Source organism: Mesorhizobium sp. M7A.F.Ca.CA.002.09.1.1 (assembly GCF_003998555.1).
Lineage (GTDB): Bacteria > Pseudomonadota > Alphaproteobacteria > Rhizobiales > Rhizobiaceae > Mesorhizobium > Mesorhizobium ciceri.
Genome location: NZ_RZRR01001357.1, coordinates 1 through 944 on the forward strand (window position 1 = coordinate 1; position 944 = coordinate 944).

Consider the following 944-nt stretch of genomic DNA (forward strand, 5'->3'; position numbering starts at 1 on the left):
GAATAGATCTTGATGCCCTTGTTCAAGCCCGCTTCGTCGACAGCGATCTTCACGCCCTTGGCGAATTCGTCATAGGGAGCGAACATCACCTTGATGTCGGGATGCGCCGTCAGCACCGAACGCGCCTGGTTGGCGACGGAGTTGGCGATCGGATTGTCGAGCGTGCCGAACATCGCGACTTCCTTGATGCCGGCATATTTCTTCTTGACGTCAACCCAGGTCTCGTTGCGGCGGTCGAGCGGCGCGATGCCGGCGACATAGACATAGCCGGCATTCCAGCTCTCGCCATTGTCCTTGACCGCCTGCTCGAGCGCGAGGCGTGCCAGGTCGCGATCGGACTGTTCGATCTGCGGGATCTTGGGGTTTTCGACATTGACGTCGAAGGCCACAACCTTGATGCCGGCGTCGACCGCACGCTGCGCGGCGTCCTTCATCGATTCCGTCAGGCCGTGCTGGATGATGATGCCCTGCACGCCGAGCGCGATGGCCTGGTCGACCATGTCGGACTGAAGAGCCGCATCCTGGCGGCTGTCGAGGACGCGCAGGTCGATGCCGAGCGCCTTCGACTGCGCCTCGACGCCCGAGAGATAGGCCTGGAAGAAGTCGCCGGTCGAGAGATAGCGCACCAGCGCGATCTTGACGCCGGGCTTGTCGAAGGGCGCCGGCTTGTCCGCGGCAAAAGCCGGGACCTGCATCAGCATAGTTGCGCCGGCCAATCCGAGCGCCACCTTCCCCAGAAGTCTTCTTGTAATGCTCACTTTGTTTTCCTCCACTCTTGTTGAACTCGAAAATCCTGTTCCGGTCGAAAGCTATCTCCTGCCCCTGCCCGAAAGCGCAAAGGTGAAGACAAGGGCGACGACCAGAACCACGCCCTTGATGAAATCCTGCGTGTAGTAAGGCGCGTTCATCATCGTCAGGCCCTGAAGCAAGATGCCGACGAACAG

The 944-nt window shown here is 60.5% G+C and carries 1 protein-coding gene and 1 pseudogene; both read right to left on the reverse strand.

Annotated features, from left to right (window positions below):
* Positions 1-758 (reverse strand): substrate-binding domain-containing protein (locus EN994_RS33185; RefSeq protein WP_164746516.1); only part of this gene is annotated, 758 nt, incomplete at its 3' end.
* A gap of 51 nt (positions 759-809) precedes the next feature.
* A pseudogene (locus EN994_RS33190) lies at positions 810-944 on the reverse strand (ABC transporter permease); the annotation flags it as partial.